This is a genomic window from Reyranella sp. (assembly GCF_017305915.1).
GTDB lineage: Bacteria > Pseudomonadota > Alphaproteobacteria > Reyranellales > Reyranellaceae > Reyranella.
In genome coordinates this window covers 215,560-235,038 of sequence record NZ_JAFKJN010000005.1, presented here as the reverse complement: position 1 = coordinate 235,038, position 19,479 = coordinate 215,560, and the positions used below count along the sequence as shown (strand labels likewise).

At 67.5% G+C, this 19,479-nt stretch carries 22 protein-coding genes; 12 read left to right on the top strand and 10 right to left on the bottom strand.

The window, feature by feature from the left end; genetic code table 11:
- The first annotated feature begins 21 nt into the window (after nucleotides 1-21).
- From lysA to J0J01_RS01145, 5 genes are all read left to right on the top strand, one after another.
- Nucleotides 22-1,293, top strand: a complete 1,272-nt coding sequence (gene lysA / locus J0J01_RS01160) for a diaminopimelate decarboxylase (RefSeq protein ID WP_296378292.1) — start codon at nucleotides 22-24, stop codon at nucleotides 1,291-1,293.
- A gap of 11 nt (nucleotides 1,294-1,304) precedes the next feature.
- Nucleotides 1,305-3,884 carry a TIGR02302 family protein gene (locus J0J01_RS01155; protein WP_296378291.1) on the top strand — a complete coding sequence of 860 codons (2,580 nt, stop codon included), beginning with the start codon at nucleotides 1,305-1,307 and terminating at the stop codon, nucleotides 3,882-3,884.
- Between the two features lie 67 nt (nucleotides 3,885-3,951).
- Nucleotides 3,952-4,119: a hypothetical protein gene (locus tag J0J01_RS32670; protein WP_365735564.1), complete on the top strand. Its 168-nt coding sequence runs from the start codon at nucleotides 3,952-3,954 to the stop codon at nucleotides 4,117-4,119.
- A gap of 60 nt (nucleotides 4,120-4,179) precedes the next feature.
- Complete coding sequence (locus tag J0J01_RS32665) at nucleotides 4,180-4,317, top strand: hypothetical protein (RefSeq protein WP_365735561.1); 138 nt, start codon at nucleotides 4,180-4,182, stop codon at nucleotides 4,315-4,317.
- Nucleotides 4,314-4,457: a hypothetical protein gene (locus tag J0J01_RS01145; protein ID WP_296378290.1), complete on the top strand. Its 144-nt coding sequence runs from the start codon at nucleotides 4,314-4,316 to the stop codon at nucleotides 4,455-4,457. Before J0J01_RS32665 ends, J0J01_RS01145 begins: the two co-directional genes overlap by 4 nt.
- A gap of 55 nt (nucleotides 4,458-4,512) precedes the next feature.
- Here J0J01_RS01145 and J0J01_RS01140 read toward each other — a convergent pair whose 3' ends face one another.
- The 7 genes from J0J01_RS01140 to J0J01_RS01110 all read right to left on the bottom strand — a co-directional run bounded on the left by J0J01_RS01140 (nucleotide 4,513) and on the right by J0J01_RS01110 (nucleotide 9,121).
- Nucleotides 4,513-5,682 (bottom strand): HAMP domain-containing sensor histidine kinase, encoded by a 1,170-nt coding sequence (locus J0J01_RS01140; RefSeq protein ID WP_296378289.1) that lies wholly within the window; start codon nucleotides 5,680-5,682, stop codon nucleotides 4,513-4,515.
- Nucleotides 5,683-5,824: 142 nt separating this feature from the next.
- Entirely contained in the window at nucleotides 5,825-6,187 is a 363-nt protein-coding gene (locus tag J0J01_RS01135) for a response regulator (protein WP_296378288.1), read from the bottom strand.
- A 176-nt stretch (nucleotides 6,188-6,363) separates the two neighbouring features.
- Nucleotides 6,364-6,636, bottom strand: a complete 273-nt coding sequence (locus tag J0J01_RS01130; protein ID WP_296378287.1) for a hypothetical protein — start codon at nucleotides 6,634-6,636, stop codon at nucleotides 6,364-6,366.
- A 346-nt stretch (nucleotides 6,637-6,982) separates the two neighbouring features.
- Nucleotides 6,983-7,237, bottom strand: coding sequence for a hypothetical protein (locus J0J01_RS01125; protein ID WP_296378285.1), 255 nt, complete (start codon nucleotides 7,235-7,237; stop codon nucleotides 6,983-6,985).
- Nucleotides 7,238-7,399: 162 nt separating this feature from the next.
- The gene (locus J0J01_RS01120; protein ID WP_296378284.1) at nucleotides 7,400-7,684 is read right to left on the bottom strand and encodes a hypothetical protein; all 285 of its coding nucleotides are present in this window, start codon (nucleotides 7,682-7,684) and stop codon (nucleotides 7,400-7,402) included.
- 73 nt (nucleotides 7,685-7,757) lie between these two features.
- Nucleotides 7,758-8,303: a hypoxanthine phosphoribosyltransferase gene (hpt, locus tag J0J01_RS01115; RefSeq protein ID WP_296378283.1), complete on the bottom strand. Its 546-nt coding sequence runs from the start codon at nucleotides 8,301-8,303 to the stop codon at nucleotides 7,758-7,760.
- Nucleotides 8,300-9,121, bottom strand: a complete 822-nt coding sequence (locus J0J01_RS01110; protein WP_296378282.1) for an MJ0042-type zinc finger domain-containing protein — start codon at nucleotides 9,119-9,121, stop codon at nucleotides 8,300-8,302. The genes hpt and J0J01_RS01110 overlap by 4 nt, the downstream gene beginning before the upstream one ends.
- 75 nt (nucleotides 9,122-9,196) lie before the next feature.
- Between J0J01_RS01110 and J0J01_RS01105 the strand changes: the two genes are divergently transcribed.
- Together J0J01_RS01105 and J0J01_RS01100 are read left to right on the top strand one after the other, a co-directional pair.
- Complete coding sequence (locus J0J01_RS01105) at nucleotides 9,197-9,934, top strand: lysophospholipid acyltransferase family protein (protein ID WP_296378281.1); 738 nt, start codon at nucleotides 9,197-9,199, stop codon at nucleotides 9,932-9,934.
- Nucleotides 9,935-9,966: 32 nt separating this feature from the next.
- Nucleotides 9,967-10,857 (top strand): IS1595 family transposase, encoded by an 891-nt coding sequence (locus tag J0J01_RS01100; protein ID WP_296378280.1) that lies wholly within the window; start codon nucleotides 9,967-9,969, stop codon nucleotides 10,855-10,857.
- 99 nt (nucleotides 10,858-10,956) lie between these two features.
- Here the strand turns inward: J0J01_RS01100 and J0J01_RS01095 are convergent, their stop codons facing one another.
- Nucleotides 10,957-11,385 carry a hypothetical protein gene (locus J0J01_RS01095; RefSeq protein WP_296378279.1) on the bottom strand — a complete coding sequence of 143 codons (429 nt, stop codon included), beginning with the start codon at nucleotides 11,383-11,385 and terminating at the stop codon, nucleotides 10,957-10,959.
- 118 nt (nucleotides 11,386-11,503) lie between these two features.
- Between J0J01_RS01095 and J0J01_RS01090 the strand changes: the two genes are divergently transcribed.
- Entirely contained in the window at nucleotides 11,504-14,962 is a 3,459-nt protein-coding gene (locus J0J01_RS01090; RefSeq protein WP_296378278.1) for an LAGLIDADG family homing endonuclease, read from the top strand.
- Here J0J01_RS01090 and J0J01_RS01085 read toward each other — a convergent pair.
- Complete coding sequence (locus tag J0J01_RS01085) at nucleotides 14,959-15,207, bottom strand: tripartite tricarboxylate transporter substrate-binding protein (RefSeq protein WP_296378277.1); 249 nt, start codon at nucleotides 15,205-15,207, stop codon at nucleotides 14,959-14,961. The genes J0J01_RS01090 and J0J01_RS01085 overlap by 4 nt on opposite strands.
- Complete coding sequence (locus J0J01_RS01080; RefSeq protein ID WP_296378276.1) at nucleotides 15,155-15,955, bottom strand: tripartite tricarboxylate transporter substrate binding protein; 801 nt, start codon at nucleotides 15,953-15,955, stop codon at nucleotides 15,155-15,157. Before J0J01_RS01080 ends, J0J01_RS01085 begins: the two co-directional genes overlap by 53 nt.
- Before the next feature lie 81 nt (nucleotides 15,956-16,036).
- Here J0J01_RS01080 and J0J01_RS01075 point away from each other — a divergent pair, with 81 nt between their 5' ends.
- The 4 genes from J0J01_RS01075 (at nucleotide 16,037) to J0J01_RS01060 (ending at nucleotide 19,477) form a co-directional block, all read left to right on the top strand.
- Nucleotides 16,037-17,401: a Do family serine endopeptidase gene (locus J0J01_RS01075; RefSeq protein ID WP_296378469.1), complete on the top strand. Its 1,365-nt coding sequence runs from the start codon at nucleotides 16,037-16,039 to the stop codon at nucleotides 17,399-17,401.
- Nucleotides 17,402-17,462: 61 nt separating this feature from the next.
- Entirely contained in the window at nucleotides 17,463-17,774 is a 312-nt protein-coding gene (locus J0J01_RS01070; RefSeq protein ID WP_296378275.1) for a GIY-YIG nuclease family protein, read from the top strand.
- 60 nt (nucleotides 17,775-17,834) lie between these two features.
- Nucleotides 17,835-19,130: a replication-associated recombination protein A gene (locus J0J01_RS01065; RefSeq protein ID WP_296378274.1), complete on the top strand. Its 1,296-nt coding sequence runs from the start codon at nucleotides 17,835-17,837 to the stop codon at nucleotides 19,128-19,130.
- A gap of 77 nt (nucleotides 19,131-19,207) precedes the next feature.
- Complete coding sequence (locus tag J0J01_RS01060) at nucleotides 19,208-19,477, top strand: PepSY domain-containing protein (RefSeq protein ID WP_296378273.1); 270 nt, start codon at nucleotides 19,208-19,210, stop codon at nucleotides 19,475-19,477.
- Nucleotides 19,478-19,479: the final 2 nt, after the last annotated feature.

Below are 19,479 nucleotides of genomic sequence, written 5' to 3'. Positions count from 1 at the left end.
ATCTGAATGGGGAGGATGCGCATGAGCTTCTTTGCTTACGATGCCGACGGCGACATGCAGGCCGAGGGCGTGGCGCTCAAGACCATCGCCCAGCAGGTCGGCACGCCGTTCTACTGCTACTCCGCCGGCGCGCTGCGCGCGGCGTGGCAGGAGTTCGATCAGGCGATGAAGGGCCACAACGCCTCGCTCTGCTACGCGCTCAAGGCGAACTCGAACCTCGCCGTCATCAAGCTGTTCGGTGATCTCGGCACCGGCGTCGACATCGTCTCGGTCGGCGAGATGCACCGCGCGCTGGCGGCCGGCATCCTGCCGAAGAAGATCGTCTATTCCGGCGTCGGCAAGAAGCCGTCGGAGCTGATGGCCGCCCTCGAGGCCGGCGTCGGCCAGATCAATGTCGAGAGCTCGTCCGAGCTCGAGACCCTGAACGCCGTCGCGGGCCAGCTCGGCGTCAAGGCCGAGATCACCATCCGCGTGAACCCCGACGTCGATGCCAGCACACATGCGAAGATCACCACCGGCCGCAAGGAGAACAAGTTCGGCATCGACATCGACCTGGCGCGCGATGCCTACGCGCTCGCCGGCTCGCTGCCGAACCTCAAGGTGGTGGGCGTGGCGATGCATATCGGCTCGCAGCTCACGACGCTCGATCCCTACCGCGATGCGATCGCCAAGGTACGCGCGCTGATCGGGCAGCTCCGCGCCGACGGCCATCGCATCGACCGCTTCGACATCGGCGGTGGCCTGGGGATCGTTTATGCCGACGAGAAGCCGCCTTCGATCGCCTCCTTCATGCAGCTTGTAGCCAAGGAGACCGACGGTCTGGGCTGCGAGCTCACGGTCGAGCCCGGCCGCCGCATGGTCGGCGAGGCGGGCGTGCTGGTCGCCGAGGTCATCCTGGTGAAGCCCGGCGTGTCCAAGACCTTCGTGATTGTCGACGCCGCCATGAACGATCTCATCCGGCCGACGTTGTACGAGGCGTGGCACGACATCGTCCCGGTCCGGCGGCCACGCCCCGATGCCGCCACGATCCGCTGTGACATTGTCGGGCCGGTGTGCGAGTCGGGCGATTACCTGGCACAGAACCGTGATTTGGCTCCACTTTCTGCCGGAGACCTCGTCATGGTACGCTCGGCCGGTGCGTACGGTGCGGTGATGGCCTCGAGCTACAACACCCGGCCGCTGGCGCCCGAGGTCATGGTGGATGGCACGCGATTTGCGGTCGTCCGTCCCAGGCCCTCGATCGACGAGATGCTCTCTTCGGAGCGGTTCCCGCCCTGGATGGAGCCCGCGTAAGAAAGGACTCGATGGACGCCACCGAAGCCACCCCGATCGCCGCGCCTGGTGTCGAGCGCAAGATCGGCCTGGCATGGGCGGCGCTCGCCTGGGAAGGGCTGTGGCCGCGGCTGATGCCGTTGCTCGCCATCGCCGCCCTGTTCGTCGCGGCGGCGCATCTCGACCTGTTCGGCGGCCTCGATCCCTGGGTCCATACCGGCGTGCTCGCCGCCCTGGCGCTGGGCGTCATCGGCATCGCCTGGTGGCGCTTCCGTACCTTCGCCTGGCCGGTCCGCGCCGAGGCGATCCGCCGCCTCGAGCAGGACTCGGGCGTGCCGCATCGGCCGCTGCTCGCGGTGCAGGACCAGCTCGCCATGGGCGGGCACGACCGCATGGTTGCCGCCCTCTGGGAAGCCCATCGCCGCCGCGAGGCCGAGCGGCTGGCCAGCCTCAGCAACGGCCCGGCGCGTCCGGGCCTCGCCAAGTTCGACACCTGGGCGCTGCGCCTGGTGCCGTTGCTGGCGCTGGTCGTCGCCGTCGCCTCGGCGGGCGGCTGGCGCGCCGATCGCATGGCCGCGGCCTTCACGCCGGCCTTCCCGCCGCCGCCGCCGGTCGTCGCCAACCTGTGGATCGCGCCGCCGGCCTATACCGGCAAGCCGCCGATCTATCTCGACATGGCCGACAAGGACAAAGTCCTGCGCGTGCCGGTCGGCAGCAAGCTCGCAGGCTTCGTCGATGACGTGCGCGGCCGCCATCCGCCCAAGCTGGTGATCGACGGCAACGAGACCGAGTTCGGCACCGTCTCCCAGGGCAAGTACCAGGTCGAGAGTGTCATTACCGAAGGCAGCAAGATCAGCCTGCAGGCGCGCGGCGACGAGCAGGCGCGCTGGAAGCTGCACGTCATCCCCGATCTCGCGCCGACCATCGAGTTCTCCAAACCGATCGGCGTCGACAAGTGGTCGACCAGGATCGAGTACATCGGCGGCGACGACTTCGGCATCACCGGTGTGCAGCTGCAGATCCGCCTGCACGGCTCGGTGCTGGGCGCCGAGATGCTCGACGACGGCGAGGAGCCGGAGGTCATGCGCATCGACCTGCCGGTGCCGGGCAACAGCAAGAAGGTGAGCGACGCCTTCGTGCGCGACCTGACCAGCCATCCGTGGGCCGGCCTCAAGGTGCGCGTCATGCTGTTCGCCACCGACGCGCTCGGCCAGAAGGGCGCCAGCACACCCGAGACCTTCCTGCTGCCCGAGCGCGTGTTCAACGATCCGACGGCGCGGGCGCTGATCGTGCTGCGCAAGCAGCTGACCCGCAACCCCAAGGGCCTGCGGCTCGACGTGGCCGACGGCATGCGGCTGGTGCAGGCGCACCCGGCGTCCTACCGCGACGATCCGGTGGTGCAGCTCGGCCTGCGCGTCGGCGCGGCGCGGCTGGCGGCGGATGACTCCAAGCCGACCGTCGTCGACAGCCAGAAGCTGCTGTGGGATCTCGCGATGCGGCTGGAGCAGGGCGCCACCACCGACGCCGAGCGCGCGGTCGAGCAGGCCCGCCAGGAGCTGCGTGACGCCATGCAGCGCCAGGCCGGCGACGAGGAGATCGAGAAGCTGATCCAGCAGCTCTACAGCGCGATGGACCGCTGGCAGAAGGAGATGGCCGAGCGGATGAAGGATCCCGAGGAGCGCCGCCGCATGGAGGAGCAGGCGCAGCGGATGGATCCCAACAACACCATCACCGGCGACGACCTGCAGAAGATGCTCGACAAGATTCGCGAGATGGCCAAGAACGGCCAGCGCGAGGAAGCCAAGCGGCTGCTCGAAGAGCTGCGCAAGATGATGGAGAACGCCACCCCGATGATGGCCCAGCCGGGCCAGCGCGGGCAGCAGCGCCAGCAGCAGGGCCAGAACGGCCAGGGCAACCAGCAGGGCCGCGAGATGATGAACCAGCTCGACCGGCTGTCGCGGCGCCAGAACCAGCTCTTGGGCGAGAGCGAGCGCGAGGGCCGCCAGCAACAGCAGCAGGGTCAGCGCGGCCAGCAGGGCCAGCAAGGGCAGCAGGGTCAGCGCGGCCAACAGGGACAGCAAGGTCAGCAGGGTCAGGGCCAGCAGGGCGAGGGCCAGCAGTGGGGCGAGAACCAGGGCAACCAGCAGGGCCATCTGCGCGGCCAGCTCGGCGACCTGATGAAGAAGCTCGACGAGAATGGCATGCCGATGCCCGAGTCGCTGGGCCGCGCCGAGCGCTCGATGCGCGAGGCCGAGGACGCGCTGCGCCGCGGCGATCCGCGCGAGGCCAGCCGCGCCCAGCGCCGCGCGCTCGACAACCTGCAGCAGGGCATGGGCGACATGGCCGAGCAGATGCGCCAGCGCGGGCCGGGCAACGGCCAGGACATCGCCGAGATCGAGGAGCGCGAGCGCCGCGGCGAGGATCGCGACCCGCTCGGCCGCTCCGACGGCAACTTCGGCGATTCGGTCGACACCGGCGTCGACAAGGTCCCGCTCGAGCTCGAGCGCCAGAAGAGCCGCGAGATCCTCGACGAGCTGCGCCGCCGCGCCGGCGAGATGCAGCGCCCGAAGGAAGAGCTCGACTACATCGACCGCCTGCTCAAGACCTACTAGAGCCGCCGACCGGAATGTGCCCGTGAAACCCGGATGATCCGGCCCGGGCCGCCGGTCGTACCTCGTGATGAGCACCAAACGACTGTTTCAGGCTTGCGTGGCGATCGGCGGATTGGTGCCGGTGATCGCGGGTGCGTGGGGCGTGCTCGGCGGCCTGGAGGGCAGCCACGCCGGCCCGATGAGCCAGGAGCGCTATCTCTCCGGGCTGTTGCTCGGCATCGGGCTCGCCTTCTGATCGACTATCCCCGGCATCGAGACCAAGGCGGCGACCTTTCGCCTGCTCACGATCATCGTCGTGGTCGGCGGGCTCTGCCGGCTGCTCGGCGTCGAGCTGGGCGACGGCCTGTCGGCATCGGTCGTCGGCCCGTTGATCGTGGAGCTCGCCGTCACGCCCTTGCTCTGCCTCTGGCAGGCGCGGCTGGTGCGGTCATGAGCGGCGTGCCGTCGGCCCTGCGACGCCTGCGGTTGGCGATCGTCGACAAGATCGAGGACGTCCTGGCCAAGCTCTATGCGTGGGAAATGGCCGATCCACCGCCGCACTACGAGCGCGTCGACGACGATCGCGCCCGCTGACCTGCCCGCTTGCCCCTGAACCGGCGGAGCGAGCTGCGGAAAATCCCGAGTCGCCTTACGCCGGCATCCGGAACGTGAAGCGCGTCTCCGCCACGGTCGACTTGACCGTCAGGGTGCCGCCATGGGCGCGTGCGATCTCCGAGGCGATGTAAAGGCCGAGCCCGAGGCCGCGCTGGCCCGGCACGACGGCGCCGCGCTCGAATGGCCTGAATAGATGCTCCAGCGCGGCCGGGGGGATCGGCGGCCCGCCGTTGGTCACTGCCAGCTCGAAGCCGGTGGGGCCGCTGGTCGCCAGCAGCCGTACCGGCTGGCTGCCATCGCCATGGATCAGCGCGTTGGCCAGCAGGTTGGAGGCGAGCTGCCCGACGCGCCCGGGATCGCAGAGCACCGGCGCGGCAAGGTCGAACGCCGTCTCGATCGGCGGATCGGGCCGCACCGAGACCAGCTCGGCGGCCACCTGCGTCAGCACCGGCGCCAGGGCGTGCTTACTTCGGTCGAGCGTCAGGCCGCCGCCCATGCGGCCGCGCGCGAAGTCGAGCACGTTGTCGATCATCGTCGTCATGCGCTTGGCGCTGCTCTGCATCATCGCCAGGATCGCGCTGGCATCCTTGCTGAGCGGCAGCTTGCCCAGCAGATGCGCACCGGCGTCGATCGAGGCCAGCGGATTGCGCAAGTCATGGCCGAGCACGGCGATGAACTGCTCGCGCAGCTCCGACGTGCGCCGCTCGTCGACCAGCGTCAGGTTCGCGGTGTCGAGCCGGTCCTGCGCCTCGAGATGGCTGGCGATCAGCTCGGCGAACAGCCGGAACATGCCCACCACTTGCGGCGTGCGCAGGGTGGCCGGCCGCGGATCGATGGCGCAGAGCGTGCCGAAGAAGCCCTTGCCCGGCAGCACGATGGGCACAGAGATGTAGCTCTGGAAGCCGTACATCGCGGGCGTCGGATGCCCACGATACGCCTCGTCCCGGCCGACATGGTCGATCACGACCTCCTGGCCGCTCCGCCGGATCTCGTTGCAGATCGTCGTCTCGACCTTGAGCTCGCCGTGGGGCTTCAACCCGAAGGCGATCTCGTCGCGTACCTGGCAGGCGACCCAGCGATCCTCGGTCACCCGCGCGACGGCGGCGAAGCCCATGCCGGTGGTTCGGCAGACGACTTCCAGGATGGTTTCGACGGCGGGAAGACGCAGCACCGCTTCGACGTCGGCGCGGAGGTCCTGGCTCATGCTTTCTTTTAGCGGCTGGGGGGCGAGCCGGCGAGGCCGCCGATTGGCGAGCGTTCCGACAACCGTTAGCCCATCGGTCGCCGGAAACGCCCACTGGCAAGAGGACCGCGGCACAACAACGTGCGTCATCCGCGAAGGATGCTCAGTGGATGTGAAGGTTTTCCAGCGCCCGCATGAGCTGGCGCGACGTGTAGGGCTTGGGCAGGAAATGCCCGCGCTCGGGAAGCTGGCCCTTCTCGATCTTGACGTGGCCCGAGGTCAGGATCAGCTCGACCGGCGGCCAACGATCGCGGATCGATGCGGCGAGCCGCAGTCCGTCCATGTCGCCCGGCAGATCGATGTCGGTGAAGACCGCGCGGATGTCCGCAGTGCTCTCCAGGCGCTCAATCGCCTCGTCGGCCGAGCCTGCCTGCAGCGTGGCGTAGCCCGCTTCCTCGAGCAGCATCACCGCGTGCAGGCGCAGCAGGGGCTCGTCTTCGACGACAAGGACGGTGGCATGAGACAAGAATCACCCGATGATTGAAGACACGCGAAAGCTCGCGCGCACTCCCTCTGCCGGATAACGAACGGTCACCACCGCTGTTCCTGAGAAACCCGATTCGATGAGGCGCGGCTGAACCGACGCGCGGCTGATCCTTCAACGTGTCCAGCCGGTTGAGCGCGTGGAGAAGCTGGAAGAGCTTATCGAAACGGCGCTCGTCCTGATGACCGCCCTGCAATGGGAGCCGTGCGATCGCGGAAGCCGGCCTCCTCTTCCGCGCGCAATGAGGCATCCGTGCCGGCGGCGCTGTCAGTGTCGCCGATCCAGGTGCCTATCGCCCAAAAAACGACACTCAAGGTGGCGAACGCGAGAATGCCAATGCCGGCAAACTCCATCCAACTCGGGGAGCGGCCAGTCGGCCAAATGTCCAGAAGAGTGACGACAAGAAGAAACAGCGATACGATCAGAAGCACTCTAAGCGTCCACCTGTAGAATAGTGGCACAGTGCCTGGCTCCGTTTTTGCTGCTAAAACCGACCAACGCCCTCCGCGGAGTGCGAGTTGCTGCAGATCGACTGATCATCGCCGAGGTTGCGTGTCGCCGTGCATATCTCCCTGCGGTGATGCGGGTACCTGACGGCGGGGGTCGTCGCCTCACTCGACCGCCATCGAAGCGGCCTTCTGCCGGTATTTGAAACGGCCGCGCAATCATCGCGACCGTCTCTACGAAGCCCGCCCACGGAGATGTGATCAGTTTGTAACCGGCATTTGCCGCACCGGCATATGCCGTTCGGCTGATTCCAGCCGAACGGAATATGCTCTAACCGCTACCGGTCTCCCGTCGCCCGTGCCGGGCCAGCCGCTGCGCCCACAGGCGGTGCTTGCCCAGCTCCGGCAGTCCCACCGAGCCGCACTTCTCGCAGCGGAAGCGGGCGCCGGCGACCAGGCGGTGGCGCAGCGCCGGGGCATCGCCGTCGATCACCTTGCGGTGGCTGCAGTTGGGGCAGGTGACCTCGATCTCGAGCTGCTCGCGGGCGAGTTCGCCGAAGGTCAGGCGCGGGGTGCCGAGGGCCATGGCAAGGACATGGTCCGCTGCGTCGGCCGGCGCAAGACGGCCGGGAACAACCGGCGCCGGGGCGGCGTTGACAGGACGTACGGGAGTGAGCACCCGTACCCTGACAGAGCGAAGCCCGCCCCGTCGTCTCCCCCGCGGGGCGGGCTTTCTTTCCTCAACGGATCAGCCGAACCAGGACGTGTCGCGGGTCTTCTTGCCGTAGTGGCGCTCGTGGTCGGGCGAGTGGCCTTCCTTGCGCGGAGGCTGGCCGGGCGAGGCGGCGGAGGGGGCCGCCTGCAGGGCCTGGCGGCCGAGCGGCGTGATCTTCCAGCCTTCGGGCGTCTCGTCGATCAGCTTGTAGAGCGCGAGGCGGCCGCGCACCGGCGTGGCCAGCTCGCGCGTCGCCCCGTGCGCCGCCATCTCCTCGAGGGCGGCCCGCTCGGTGTCGCTCAGGCTGGGAAAGATCATGGCCCCCGAGCAACGTCGGCATGGGGTGCGCGGTTGCACATCTGGCGGGCCAGGCCCGGCCCGACCACAAGACCTACGAGGCGGTCTTCTCGACCACGCCGATATAGGGTAGGCCGCGGAAGCGATGCGCCCAGTCGAGCCCGTAGCCGACCAGGAACTCGTCGCCCGCCTGGAAGCCGGTGAAGTCGGCCTCGAGCGGGGCGCGCCGCTTGTGACGCTTGTCGAGCAGGGTGCACACCCAGACGCGATGCGCGCCGCGCTCCTTCAGCAGGTTCTTGGCGAAGCTGAGCGTCAGGCCGGATTCCAGGATGTCGTCGACCAGCAGCACGTCGCGGCCGCGCACGTCGTCGACGATGTCGCGCACCACCCGCACATTACCGCTGGTCTCCGTGCCGGTGCCGTAACTGGACAGTGTCAGGAAATCCATCGACCAGTTGGCGCCGGCGCGGCTCAGCGCCCGGATCAGGTCGGCGGCGAACACGAAGCTGCCCTTCAGCACCGACACGACCAGCGTGTCGGCCGGAAGCTGCTGGGCGAGGTCGGCCGCCATCTCGTCGACCCGGGTGGCGATCTCGGCGGCCGAGATGCGGATCGAAACCTGCGGGCGGTCGGTTGTCATTCGATCACCGGCACGATGTCGGTGGTGCCGGCCGGCGGGTCCTCCAGCACCTGGCTGAAGCTCGCCCGGCTGCCCGGCTGCAAGGGCCCCTCGACCAGCGGGAAGGTCTTCTCGCCCAGCACGTCGTCGTTGCGCTTGAAGGTGACGCGCAGCTGCGACGTCGAGCCGGCCGTGGTGCCGTTGTTGACCACCTCGCCGCGCACGACGTAACGGCCGTCGACGACGTCGATCTTGCTCTTGGCCAGATCGATCTCGAGCTGCGGACGCGGCGACGCTGCCGGCGGCATGGTTGGCTTGGCAGGAGCAGGGGCGGGAGCAGTAGCGGCGGCGGTCGCCGGAGCCGCCGGCTCTTCTGCGGGGATCAGAGCCGCGATCTCGTCGTGAAAGGCGAACATGCCGCCGCCGACCAGCAGCAGCACCACGCCCGCGGCGATGGCGACACGGCGCCATACCGAGACCTTGGGCGGGATCACGACCGGCAGCGCGGCGCCCCGGGTGGTCGGGCGGATCACCATTTCGGGAATGGGTTCGGGGTCGGGCGCCGACGGGCTCTCGGACGTCGCCGCAGCCTCGGGGGCCGCTGCGCTCTCCGACGTCGCCGCGCTCTCCGCCGCAGCCGAGCTTTCGGCTGCCGCCGCATTCTCGGGCGCAGGCTTGGCCTCGGCGGCCGGCGTAGGCGTAGGCGCGGCCGGCGGTCTCGCGACCTTCTCGAACCAGCGATGGCTGCAGCGCGCGCACTGGACGGTGCGGCCCGCGAACCCGATCTTCTGCGGATCGACGGCGTAGCGCGCCCGGCAATTGGGACAGGTGACGACCATGATTACCGGGAGCGGGCTTCCCACCACATAGGCTTGCTGTTCGACATTATGCCACCAATACTGGACCGACAAGCAATGACAAGCCCCGGTCTCTGGCTGCGTTCTCTCGCCTTCAATGGGGGCTGGTACCTGGGCTCGACGGTCCTTGCGATCGTCGGCATGCCGCTGCTGCTCGCGCCGCGCCGCTGGGTCGTCGCCTGGGCGCGGCTGTGGATCGCCTTCGTGCTGTGGTGGCTGCGCGTGACCGTCGGTCTCACGCACCGGGTGGTCGGCGCCGAGAACCTGCCCAAAGGGCCGGTGATCATCGCCTGCAAGCACCAGTCGAGCTGGGAGACGCTCGCCTTCACGTTGCTGTTCGATGACATCGCCGTCGTGCTCAAGCGCGAGCTGCTGTTCATCCCGGTCGTCGGCTGGGCGATGGCGCGTGCCGGCAACATCGCGGTGGCGCGTGGCGACGGCGCGGCGGCGCTGCGCGGCATGGTCAAGCAGGCCAAGGCGGTGATCGCCGGGGGCCGCTCGATCGTGATCTTCCCCGAGGGCACGCGGGTGGCGCCGGGCGACCAGCGGCCCTACCAGGTCGGCACCGCCGCGCTCTACCGCCAGCTCGGCGTGCCGGTGGTGCCGATGGCGTTGAACTCGGGCCTGTTCTGGGGGCGCCGCAAGTGGGTCAAGCGGCCGGGCACGCTCACGCTCGAGATCCTGCCGCCGATCCCGCCCGGCCTGCCGCGCGACGCCTTCATGGAGAGGCTGCGCGGCGAGATCGAAGGCGCGACGGCGCGGTTGGTGGAGAATCCCTCGCAATTATCCCCTTGACGCATGTAGCCCCAAGGACTAGATAGATGGGTATGGCCAAGCCGAAGCCCATGACCATCCGCCAGTTCTTCGCGATCTACCCGGATGACGACGTTTGCCTCGATCATGTGATGCGCGCCCGCTACGGCGAGCGCCACATCTGCGACCGCTGCAAGAAGTCGGCGCACTACTACCGGATCAAGGCGCGGCAGGCGTACGAGTGCGAATACTGCGGCCTGCACCTGTACCCGTGCGTCGGGACGCCCTTCCACAAGTCGCGGACGCCCCTGCAATATTGGTTCTTCGCCATGTACCTGTTCTGCGCCTCGCGGAACGGCGTGGCGGCCAAGGAGCTGCAGCGGCAGTTGGGCGTGACCTACAAGTGCGCCTTCCGCATGGGCCATAAGATCAGGGAGTTCATGGCGGAGGCGGACGGCAACGCGCCGCTCGGCGGGCTGGGCAACATCGTCGAGGCGGACGAGACGTTCATCGGCGGCAAGGACAAGCTGGGCGAGGACGACAAGCACATCGTGATCGGCGCGGTCGAGCGCGGCGGCGAAGTCCAGACCGACGTGGTTCCGGATCGGCGCGGCATGACCGTTCTGCCGAAGCTGCGCCGCATGCTGGTTCCGGGCGCGCGAGTGGTGACGGACGACAATGCGATCTACGACGCGCTGCCGACCAACGGCTACCCGCATGCGTCGGTCAACCATTCCAAGGGCGAGTACGTTCGCGGCCCCATCCACACGAACACCATTGAGGCGTTCTGGGCGCAGCTTAAGCGCGGGATCAACGGCACCTACATTCATGTGTCGCAGAAGCACTTGGACAAATACCTCGGTGAGTTCGAGTACCGCTTCAATCTTCGGAAGCAGCCTTACGTGATGTTCGAGATTTTGCTTTGGGCTTTTCGCCGGCCGTCCCTAGTGCCATCGCGCGTGTGAGGCGCTGAAAGCGCTCGCTGGCATCGTCGCGCGTCGGCGTTTCGTCCCGCTCGCGCATGAAGTGGTCCAACCGTTTCTTCTTCCGTGCGTCACGTAGGTTCATTGCTGCGGATAATCCCGTTCGATTTCTTGGAGGGCGGCAATTAGGTCTTCTCGCTTAACGCGGGGCCTCACGTATTCCAATCCTTGCTGGTCCCACGCGCTCCAAAGCACCGTGGCGTCGTCGCGAAGGACGTTTACTGTTGCGTTGCCCGCGACTATCACGCCGTTATTATCGCCACCAACCGCAGCGCTCTGAGAGCCCGACGCAACTGTTGCCGCTCCGCTAGCCAGATCGTGGCGCTGGGCCCGTCCAAAAAAGTAGAGAAGGGCCGCGGCGAGCAGCAGGCACAGCGCTGTGCCAAAGCCGCCCCACATCACCCATGGCCACAGCCATTCCCATTTCGGCCCGGTTAGCAATTGCTGCGCTCCCAAGCCGCCGGCCCCGATGAGGACACTGATAGTCGTTGCGAAGGGGAATGCCCGCATCTGCCTATTGTAGGCCAAATCCGCCTACATGTCCCTAGGGGATAACTGCGGAATCCCTAGGGCGGGAACGAAAAAAGAACACTTGTTGAAAACCGGCGATTCCGCCTATCTTTAGGGGATGGATTGGGCACCGATTTCCCAGCGCATCTGGGACATGAAATACCGGTTCCGCGATGGCTCGGGGGTTGGCGATGCCGATCTCGAAGGCACGTGGTGGCGGGTCGCCCGCGCGCTGGCCACACCCGAGCGCGACCCCGAGACCTGGGCCGCGCGGTTCCACGAGGCCCTGCAGGGCTTCAAGTTCCTGCCGGCCGGGCGGGTGATCGCCGGCGCCGGCACCGGCCGCACCGTCACCCTGTTCAACTGCTTCGTCATGGGGTCGATCCCCGACGACATGGCCGGCATCTTCGAGAACGTGAAGGAAGCCGCGCTGACCATGCAGCAGGGCGGCGGCATCGGGCACGACTTCTCGACCCTCCGGCCTATGGGCGCGCCGGTGAAGGGCGTCGGCGCCGACGCCTCGGGGCCGCTCAGCTTCATGGATGTCTGGGATTCGATGTGCCGCACCATCATGAGCGCGGGCAGCCGCCGCGGCGCGATGATGGCGACCTTGCGCTGCGACCATCCCGACATCGAGGCCTTCGTCGACGCCAAGCGCGATCCGAAGCGGCTGCGCATGTTCAACGTCTCGGTGCTGGTCACCGACGCCTTCATGCAGGCGGTCAGGGACGATGCCGACTGGGACCTCGTGTTCGGCGGCAAGGTCTACAAGACGGTCAAGGCGCGCGCCCTGTGGGAACGCATCATGCGCGCCACCTACGACTATGCCGAGCCCGGCGTGATCTTCATCGATCGCGTGAACAAGCGGAACAACCTCTACTATTGCGAATCGATCCAGGCGACCAACCCGTGTGTCACGGCCGAAACCTGGGTGCATACGACTGATGGGCCGCGCCAGGTGCGCGATCTCGTCGGCCGGCCTTTCGTCGCCCGGGTCGACGGTAAAGGTTTTGCCGGCGCGATCGACGGCTTCTTTTCGACCGGCCTGAAGTCCGTGGTGCGGCTGCGCACCAAGGAAGGGTATGGCCTACGCCTCACGTCCGACCATCGCGTGCGCAGAGTCGCGCAGCTGACGCGTTGGACGAAGGAGCTTGAATGGGTCGCGGCCGGCGAACTTCGAGCGGGCGACAAGATCGTCCTGCACGATCACCGCGACGCCGCGCAATGGTCAGGACCTCGAAATGAGTCCGAAGGTTATTTGCTCGGTCTGCTGTTGGGCGACGGCACATTGAAGGATGACAAGGCGGTCATCAGCGTCTGGCGACCGGCGCAGGTCGCCAACGGCGATGTCGGCCGCGCCGGCGTCGATGGCGTGATGGAAGCGGCCATGGCCGCTGCCTGGACGCTCCCGCATCGAGCGGACTTCACAGGATGGATCGAGGTCAAAGGGCGCAACGAATGGCGGTTGGCACTGGGCGCGGTGAAGGCCCTGGCGCGCGACGTCGGCATGGCTCCCGGACGGAAGACGATCACGTCCGCGATTGAAGGGACCTCTTCGAATTTCCATCGTGGCTTCTTGCGAGGGTTGTTCGACAGCGACGGATCGGTGCAGGGCACGCAAGCCAAAGGCGTCAGCGTTCGCTTGAGCCAGAGCGATCTGGCCGTGCTTGAAGCGGTTCAGCGCATGCTATTGCGCCTGGGGATCGCTTCGACGCTCTACCGCGAGCGCCGTCCGGCCGGTCAACGGCCGATGCCGGATGGAAAGGGCGGTCTGCGTCTCTGCGAGATTGCCGCTCAGCATGAACTGGTGATTTCGGGTGAAGGAGTCGGATTGTTCGCGGAGCAGATTGGATTTGCCGATCACGACAAGGCATGTGGCCTGCAGGCTTTGCTGACGGGATACCGGCGCAAGCTCAATCGCGAGAGGTTCGTCGCTGAAGTCGAAGCGGTCGAACCGGATGGCGAGGCCGAGGTCTACGATGTCCAGATTCCGGGCATCAACGCGTTCGATGCCAATGGCCTCTACGTCCATAACTGTGGCGAGCAGCCGCTGCCGCCGTATGGCGCCTGCCTGCTCGGCTCGATCAATCTGGGCGCGCTGGTCAAGGATCCGTTCACGCCGCAGGCCAAGCTCGACATGGAGGCGCTGGAGAAGCTGGTGCCGGTCGCCGTGCGCATGATGGACAACGTGGTCGACGTGTCGCGCTTCCCGCTGCCGGCGCAGGAGCGCGAGGCCAAGGCCAAGCGCCGCATCGGCCTCGGCGTCACCGGCCTCGCCAATGCGCTGATCTTCTGCGGCGTGCGCTACGGCTCGACCGAGGCGGTGCGGCTGACGCGCCAGTGGCTGGCCGCGGTGCAGCGGCTGTCCTATCTCGGCTCGGCCGACATCGCGGCGGAGAAGGGCAGCTTCCCGATGTACGACCGCGCGCGCTATCTCGCCGGCGAGACGGTGAAGGCGCTGCCCGAGGAGGTGCGCTCGGCGATCGCGCGCTACGGCATCCGCAACGCGCTGCTCAATTCGATCGCGCCGACCGGCACGATCTCGCTGCTCGCCGACAACGTCTCGTCCGGCATCGAGCCGGTGTTCGCCTTCAGTCACGTCCGCCACGTGCTGCAGCCCGATGGGACGCGGCGCGAGGAGAGCGTCGACGATCACGCTTTCCGCCTGTGGCGCAGGCTCAAGGGCACGGCCGAGCCGCCGGCCGACGTCTTCGTCGATGCCCAGACGCTCACGCCCAACGATCACCTCGCCATGCAGGCGGTGGCGCAGGAGTTCGTCGACAGCTCGATCTCCAAGACCATCAACCTGCCGAAGGACATCTCCTTCGAGGCCTTCAAGCACGTCTACGAGGAGGCCTACGCGACCGGCTGCAAGGGCTGCACGACCTACCGGCCCAACGAGGTGACCGGCGCCGTTCTCGAGGTGAAGCCCATCACCGCCGTGGTCGAGGCGCCGCGTGCGGCGCTGCCGGTGCCGGCGACGCACGATAGTGTCGCGAGCCGCGACTCGGTGGTCTACATCGCCCAGCCGCTCGACCGGCCGGAGGACCTGCCGGGCAAGACCTACAAGATCAAATGGCCGGGCAGCGACCATGCGATCTACATCACCGTCAACGACGTCATGCAGGACGGCCGCCGCCGGCCGTTCGAGATCTTCATCAACTCCAAGAACATGGAGCACTACGCCTGGACGGTGGCGCTGACCCGCATGATCTCGGCGGTGTTCCGGCGCGGCGGCGACGTGTCGTTCGTGGTCGAGGAGCTGAAGGCGGTGTTCGACCCGCGCGGCGGGCAGTGGATGGAGGGCCGCTACGTGCCCTCGCTGCTGGCCGCGATCGGCGGCGTGATCGAGCGCCACCTGATCGAGATCGGCTTCCTCAGCCCGGTCGATGCGCCGGGCATCGCGGAGGCGGCCGAGGCGCGGCTCGCGCTCGCCGCCGGTGCGCGCGAGCCGTCGGACGGATCAGGCGGACCCGCCGCGAAGATGGGTCAGTGCCCCAACTGCGGCGCCGCGGCGCTCACCCACCAGGAAGGCTGCGACATCTGCCTCAACTGCGGCTACTCGAGGTGTGGTTAACCGATCTCGAGCGAGATGCCGGCGTCCTTGCTGACCTTGGTCCAGATCGCGGCGAAGGCGCCGACGAAGGTGGCGTACTCGGCCGGCGTCATCGGCTTGTCCTCGGGCAGCAGCACGACCTCCTTGAAGCGCTCGGTGACGTCGGGCGCCTGGTAGGCCTTCAAGAGCTCGGCATGCAGCTTGGCGACAACCTCAGGGGCAAGACCCTTCGGTCCCGAGACGCCGACCCAGGTCGAGGTGGTCATCTAAACCCTGCTCGGCGAAGGTCGGGGCGTCGGGATACATCGCGATGCGCTTCTCCGAGCTGATCGCCAGCACCCGCACCTTGCCGGCGTTGATGTGCGGCACGTTGGTGGTGATCGGGTCGAACATCGAGGGGATGTTGCCCGCCAGCATGTCCTGCAGCGACGGCGCCGAGCCCTTGTAGGGCACGTGCTTCCGCTTCATCCCGGCCAGCGCCGAGAGCTGCTCGCCCATCAGATGGGTGTTGGAGCCGATGCCCGAGCTGCCGAAGGCGATCTCGTCGGGCCTGGCCTTGGCCGCAGCCAGGTAGTCGGCCAGCGTCTTCCAGGGCGAGGCGGCCGGCACGATCAGGACGTTGGGCGTGTGGCCGATCAGGCTGATGTGGCTGAAGTCCTTGACCACGTCGTAGGGCAGCTTTGGGTAGATTCCGGGCGCGATGCCCAGCGGCGAGGCATGGGAGATCACCAGGGTGTAGCCGTCCGGCGCCGCTTTGGCGGCGAGGTCCGAGCCGATGGTGCCGCCGGCGCCGGGCTTGTTCTCGACCACCACCTGGGTGCCGAGCGCCGCCGACAGCTTGGGCGCCAGGATGCGGGAGATCGTGTCGGCCGTGCCGCCCGGCGGGAAGGTGGCGATCAGCCGGATGGTGCCCTTGGCCGGCCAGCCGGGGCTGGCCCTCACCGTCGTGGAAGCTGCCGGGGCCGCCAGGCTCGCGGCTGCGGCGACGAGGACCGTACGGCGGGTGAATTTCATGGCAAGCACTCCCCTTATGATTGGCTTGCCGGGGGCTGCTGCAATGCATATGCCAGCCGGACGGACAATGGCGGAGGCGTGATGCGTCGGGGCGTGATGGCGGCGGTGCTGGCGGTGGGGCTCGGTCTCGGGCTCGTCCCGGCTGCAGGGGCACAGCCGTTGCCGACCAGCCGCAGCGACCTCGCCTACTCGTTCGCCCCGGTGGTCAAGAAGGTGTCGCCGGCGGTCGTCAACATCTACACCACGACCACCGCCCGGGTGCAGCGCCGTCTGCCGTTCCCCTTCCCGGGCATGCCGCAGGACGGCCAGCGGGTGCAGAACTCGCTGGGCTCGGGCGTGCTGGTCAAGGCCGACGGGCTGATCGTCACCAACGCCCATGTCGTGAAGGGTGCCGACGAGATCCGCGTGGTGCTGTCCGACCGCCGCGAGTTCGACGCCAAGCTGGTGACGCAGGACGAGCGCTACGACCTCGCCCTGCTGCGCATCGATACCATGGGCGACAAGTTCCCCCACATCGAGCTGCGCGATTCCGATTCGATCGAGGTCGGCGACGTGGTGCTGGCGATCGGCAACCCGTTCGGCCTCAACCAGACGGTGACCAGCGGCATCATCTCGGCGCTCGCCCGCTCGGCGGGCGGCGTCAACGATTCGAGCTTCTTCATCCAGACCGACGCGGCGATCAATCCGGGCAACTCGGGCGGCGCGCTGGTCAGCCTCGACGGAAGGCTGATCGGCATCAACACCGCGATCTACTCGCAGAGCGGCGGCTCGGTCGGCATCGGCTTTGCCACGCCGTCGAACATCGTGGCGCGCATGGTGGCGATCGGCGAGAACGGCGGGCGCATCGTACGGCCGTGGCTCGGCATCTCGATGCAGCGCGTCACCGCCGATATCGCCGCCGGCCTGAACCTGCCGCGGCCCGCGGGCCTGGTGGTCAAGGATGTCTATGCCGAGGGCCCGGGCGAGACGGCGGGCTTCAAGCGCAACGACGTGATCGTCGCCCTGCGCGAGATGCCGATCGACGACGAGGCGAGCCTGCGCTTCCGGCTAGCGACGCTGGCGGCCGGCGAGCGGGTGCCGGTCAAGGTGATCCGCGCCGGCAAGGAAGTGATCCTCGAGGTCGAGCTGGCGGCGCCGCCGGAGAAGCCGCTGCGCGAGCGCTCGGCCCTCGACGGCCGCCAGCCGCTGTCGGGCGCGACCGTGGTCAACATGTCGCCGGCGGTGGCCGACGAGATGGGCCTGGTCGAATGGAAGCCGGGCGTCGCGGTAATCGAGGTGCAGCCCGGCTCCTATGCCGCGCGTTTCCTTCGAGCGGGTGACATGGTGAGCGCGATCAACGGCCAGGACGTGAAGAACGTCGCCGACCTCAAGCGGCGCATCGCCGCCGGCGTCCAGAGCATGGGCGTCGCCCGCGACGGCATGGTCTCGACCATCCAGTTCCGGTGAGTACACCTCACCCTGAGGAGGCCCGAAGGGCCGTCTCGAAGGGTGGCAACGCGAAGGACCGATGAAGGAAGAGCCTGGCGCCCACGTCTACATGCTTCGTCGTTCCGACGGCAGCTACTACGTTGGCTCGGCGCGTCTCGGACTGGAACGTCGTGTCGGCGAGCACAACCAAGGTGTCTACGGCGGGTACACTTCGACCCGTCGGCCGGTCGTTCTTGTTTGGGCGGAGCAGTTCGAGGCCATCACCGATGCGATCGCTTTCGAACGTCAATTAAAGGGTTGGTCGCGAGCGAAGAAGGAAGCTCTTATTCGTGGAGACTTCGCCGTGATCCAACTTCTGTCGAAGAGAAAGACACCGCATGCACCAGCTTGACTGGTCCCACCCTTTGAGACGCGCCCTGCGGGCGCTCCTCAGGGTGAGGGGTAGGGTGTAATGGCTGAGCTCTTTGCCTCGCTTGCCCCGACGCCTTTGGCCGAGCGGTTGCGGCCGAGGTCGATTGAGGATGTGCTGGGCCAGGATCATCTGCTCGGGCCCGAGGGGCCGCTCGGGCGGATGCTGGCGGCGAAGAAGCTCGCGTCGTCGATCCTGTGGGGCCCGCCGGGATGCGGCAAGACGACGATCGCCCGCCTGCTCGCCGAATCGGTCGACCTGCATTTCGAGCCGCTGTCGGCGGTGTTCTCCGGCGTCGCCGACCTGCGCAAGGTGTTCGAGGCGGCGCGCCAACGGCGCAAGGACGGCAAGGGCACGCTGCTGTTCGTCGACGAGATCCATCGATTCAACAGAGCGCAGCAGGATGGATTCCTGCCGTACGTCGAGGACGGCACGGTCACGCTCGTGGGGGCGACCACGGAGAACCCGTCGTTCGAATTGAACGCCGCGCTGCTGTCGCGCTGCCAGGTTCTGGTGCTGCGCCGGCTCGACGATGCGGCGCTCGATATCGTGCTCGAGCGCGCCGAAGAGGCGCTGGGCAGGAAGCTGCCGATCGACGCGCAGGGCCGGCAGGCGCTGTTCGCCATGGCCGACGGCGACGGCCGCTACCTGATCACGCTGGCCGAGCAGCTCGCGCAACTGAAGGAGAAGGGGCCGCTGCCGCCGGCGCGGCTGGCGACGCTGCTGCAGAAGCGCGCGCCGCTCTACGACAAGGCGCAGGAGGCGCACTACAACCTGATCAGCGCGCTGCACAAGTCGCTGCGCGGGTCGGATGTCGATGCGGCGCTCTACTGGTTCGCGCGCATGCTCGATGGCGGCGAGGATCCCAAGTACATCGCGCGCCGCCTGGTGCGCTTCGCGGTCGAGGACATCGGCATGGCCGATCCCAATGCGCTGACCCAGACGCTCGCGGCGTGGGACACCTACGACCGGCTCGGCTCGCCCGAGGGCGAGCTCGCGATCGCCCAGGCGGTGATCTATCTCGGGACGGCGCCGAAATCGAACGCGGGCTATGTCGCGTTCGGCGCCGCCAAGCGCTCGGCCAAGGAGCACGGCTCGCTGACGCCGCCGATGCACATCCTCAACGCGCCGACCAAGCTGATGAAGGAGATCGGCTACGGCAGCGGCTACCAGTACGACCACGATGCCGAGGAAGGCTTCTCCGGCCAGAACTACTTCCCCGACGGCATGGCGCGCGAGGCGTTCTATCAGCCGGTCGAGCGTGGCTTCGAGCGCGAGATCCTCAAGCGCTTGGAATACTGGAAGAAATTGCGGGACAAGCGGCGCACGAACTCGTGACTAAGTCGCAATCGCATTGACAGTGTAGTGCGAATCATTCTTAAAGGCAGGGTTCCTTGCTAGGGAGAACTCGCTCAATGATCCGCATCGTCATTGCCGCCGTCGTGGCGGCCGCGCTTCCGACCGCCGCTTTCGCCGGGGCCAACTGCAAGGCCAATCCGAAGGCCGAGTGGATGAGCGAGGCCGACGCGCAGGCCAAGATCGTCGCGCAGGGCTACAAGATCGACAAGTTCAAGATCGACGGCAACTGCTACGAGATCTACGGCAGCAACAAGGACGGCAAGAAGGTCGAGATCTACTTCGACACCAAGACGCTCGAAGTCGTGAAGGCCGAGATCAAGGGCTGACC

What these genes read in the sequence shown, in the direction of transcription:
- J0J01_RS01125 (WP_296378285.1), bottom strand. Translation starts at nt 7,237, where the DNA reads ATGGCCCTCGGCACCCCGCGCCTGACCTTCGGCGAACTCGCCCGCGAG.
- J0J01_RS01080 (WP_296378276.1), bottom strand. Translation starts at nt 15,955, where the DNA reads ATGAAATTCACCCGCCGTACGGTCCTCGTCGCCGCAGCCGCGAGCCTG.
- J0J01_RS01095 (WP_296378279.1), bottom strand. Translation starts at nt 11,385, where the DNA reads ATGCGGGCATTCCCCTTCGCAACGACTATCAGTGTCCTCATCGGGGCC.
- J0J01_RS01100 (WP_296378280.1), top strand. Translation starts at nt 9,967, where the DNA reads ATGGCCAAGCCGAAGCCCATGACCATCCGCCAGTTCTTCGCGATCTAC.
- J0J01_RS01085 (WP_296378277.1), bottom strand. Translation starts at nt 15,207, where the DNA reads ATGACCACCTCGACCTGGGTCGGCGTCTCGGGACCGAAGGGTCTTGCC.
- hpt (WP_296378283.1), bottom strand. Translation starts at nt 8,303, where the DNA reads ATGACAACCGACCGCCCGCAGGTTTCGATCCGCATCTCGGCCGCCGAG.
- J0J01_RS01120 (WP_296378284.1), bottom strand. Translation starts at nt 7,684, where the DNA reads ATGATCTTTCCCAGCCTGAGCGACACCGAGCGGGCCGCCCTCGAGGAG.
- J0J01_RS01075 (WP_296378469.1), top strand. Translation starts at nt 16,037, where the DNA reads ATGCGTCGGGGCGTGATGGCGGCGGTGCTGGCGGTGGGGCTCGGTCTC.
- J0J01_RS01065 (WP_296378274.1), top strand. Translation starts at nt 17,835, where the DNA reads ATGGCTGAGCTCTTTGCCTCGCTTGCCCCGACGCCTTTGGCCGAGCGG.
- J0J01_RS01060 (WP_296378273.1), top strand. Translation starts at nt 19,208, where the DNA reads ATGATCCGCATCGTCATTGCCGCCGTCGTGGCGGCCGCGCTTCCGACC.
- J0J01_RS01110 (WP_296378282.1), bottom strand. Translation starts at nt 9,121, where the DNA reads ATGGTCGTCACCTGTCCCAATTGCCGGGCGCGCTACGCCGTCGATCCG.
- J0J01_RS01105 (WP_296378281.1), top strand. Translation starts at nt 9,197, where the DNA reads ATGACAAGCCCCGGTCTCTGGCTGCGTTCTCTCGCCTTCAATGGGGGC.
- lysA (WP_296378292.1), top strand. Translation starts at nt 22, where the DNA reads ATGAGCTTCTTTGCTTACGATGCCGACGGCGACATGCAGGCCGAGGGC.
- J0J01_RS01145 (WP_296378290.1), top strand. Translation starts at nt 4,314, where the DNA reads ATGAGCGGCGTGCCGTCGGCCCTGCGACGCCTGCGGTTGGCGATCGTC.
- J0J01_RS01070 (WP_296378275.1), top strand. Translation starts at nt 17,463, where the DNA reads ATGAAGGAAGAGCCTGGCGCCCACGTCTACATGCTTCGTCGTTCCGAC.
- J0J01_RS32670 (WP_365735564.1), top strand. Translation starts at nt 3,952, where the DNA reads ATGAGCACCAAACGACTGTTTCAGGCTTGCGTGGCGATCGGCGGATTG.
- J0J01_RS01090 (WP_296378278.1), top strand. Translation starts at nt 11,504, where the DNA reads ATGGATTGGGCACCGATTTCCCAGCGCATCTGGGACATGAAATACCGG.
- J0J01_RS01155 (WP_296378291.1), top strand. Translation starts at nt 1,305, where the DNA reads ATGGACGCCACCGAAGCCACCCCGATCGCCGCGCCTGGTGTCGAGCGC.
- J0J01_RS01140 (WP_296378289.1), bottom strand. Translation starts at nt 5,682, where the DNA reads ATGAGCCAGGACCTCCGCGCCGACGTCGAAGCGGTGCTGCGTCTTCCC.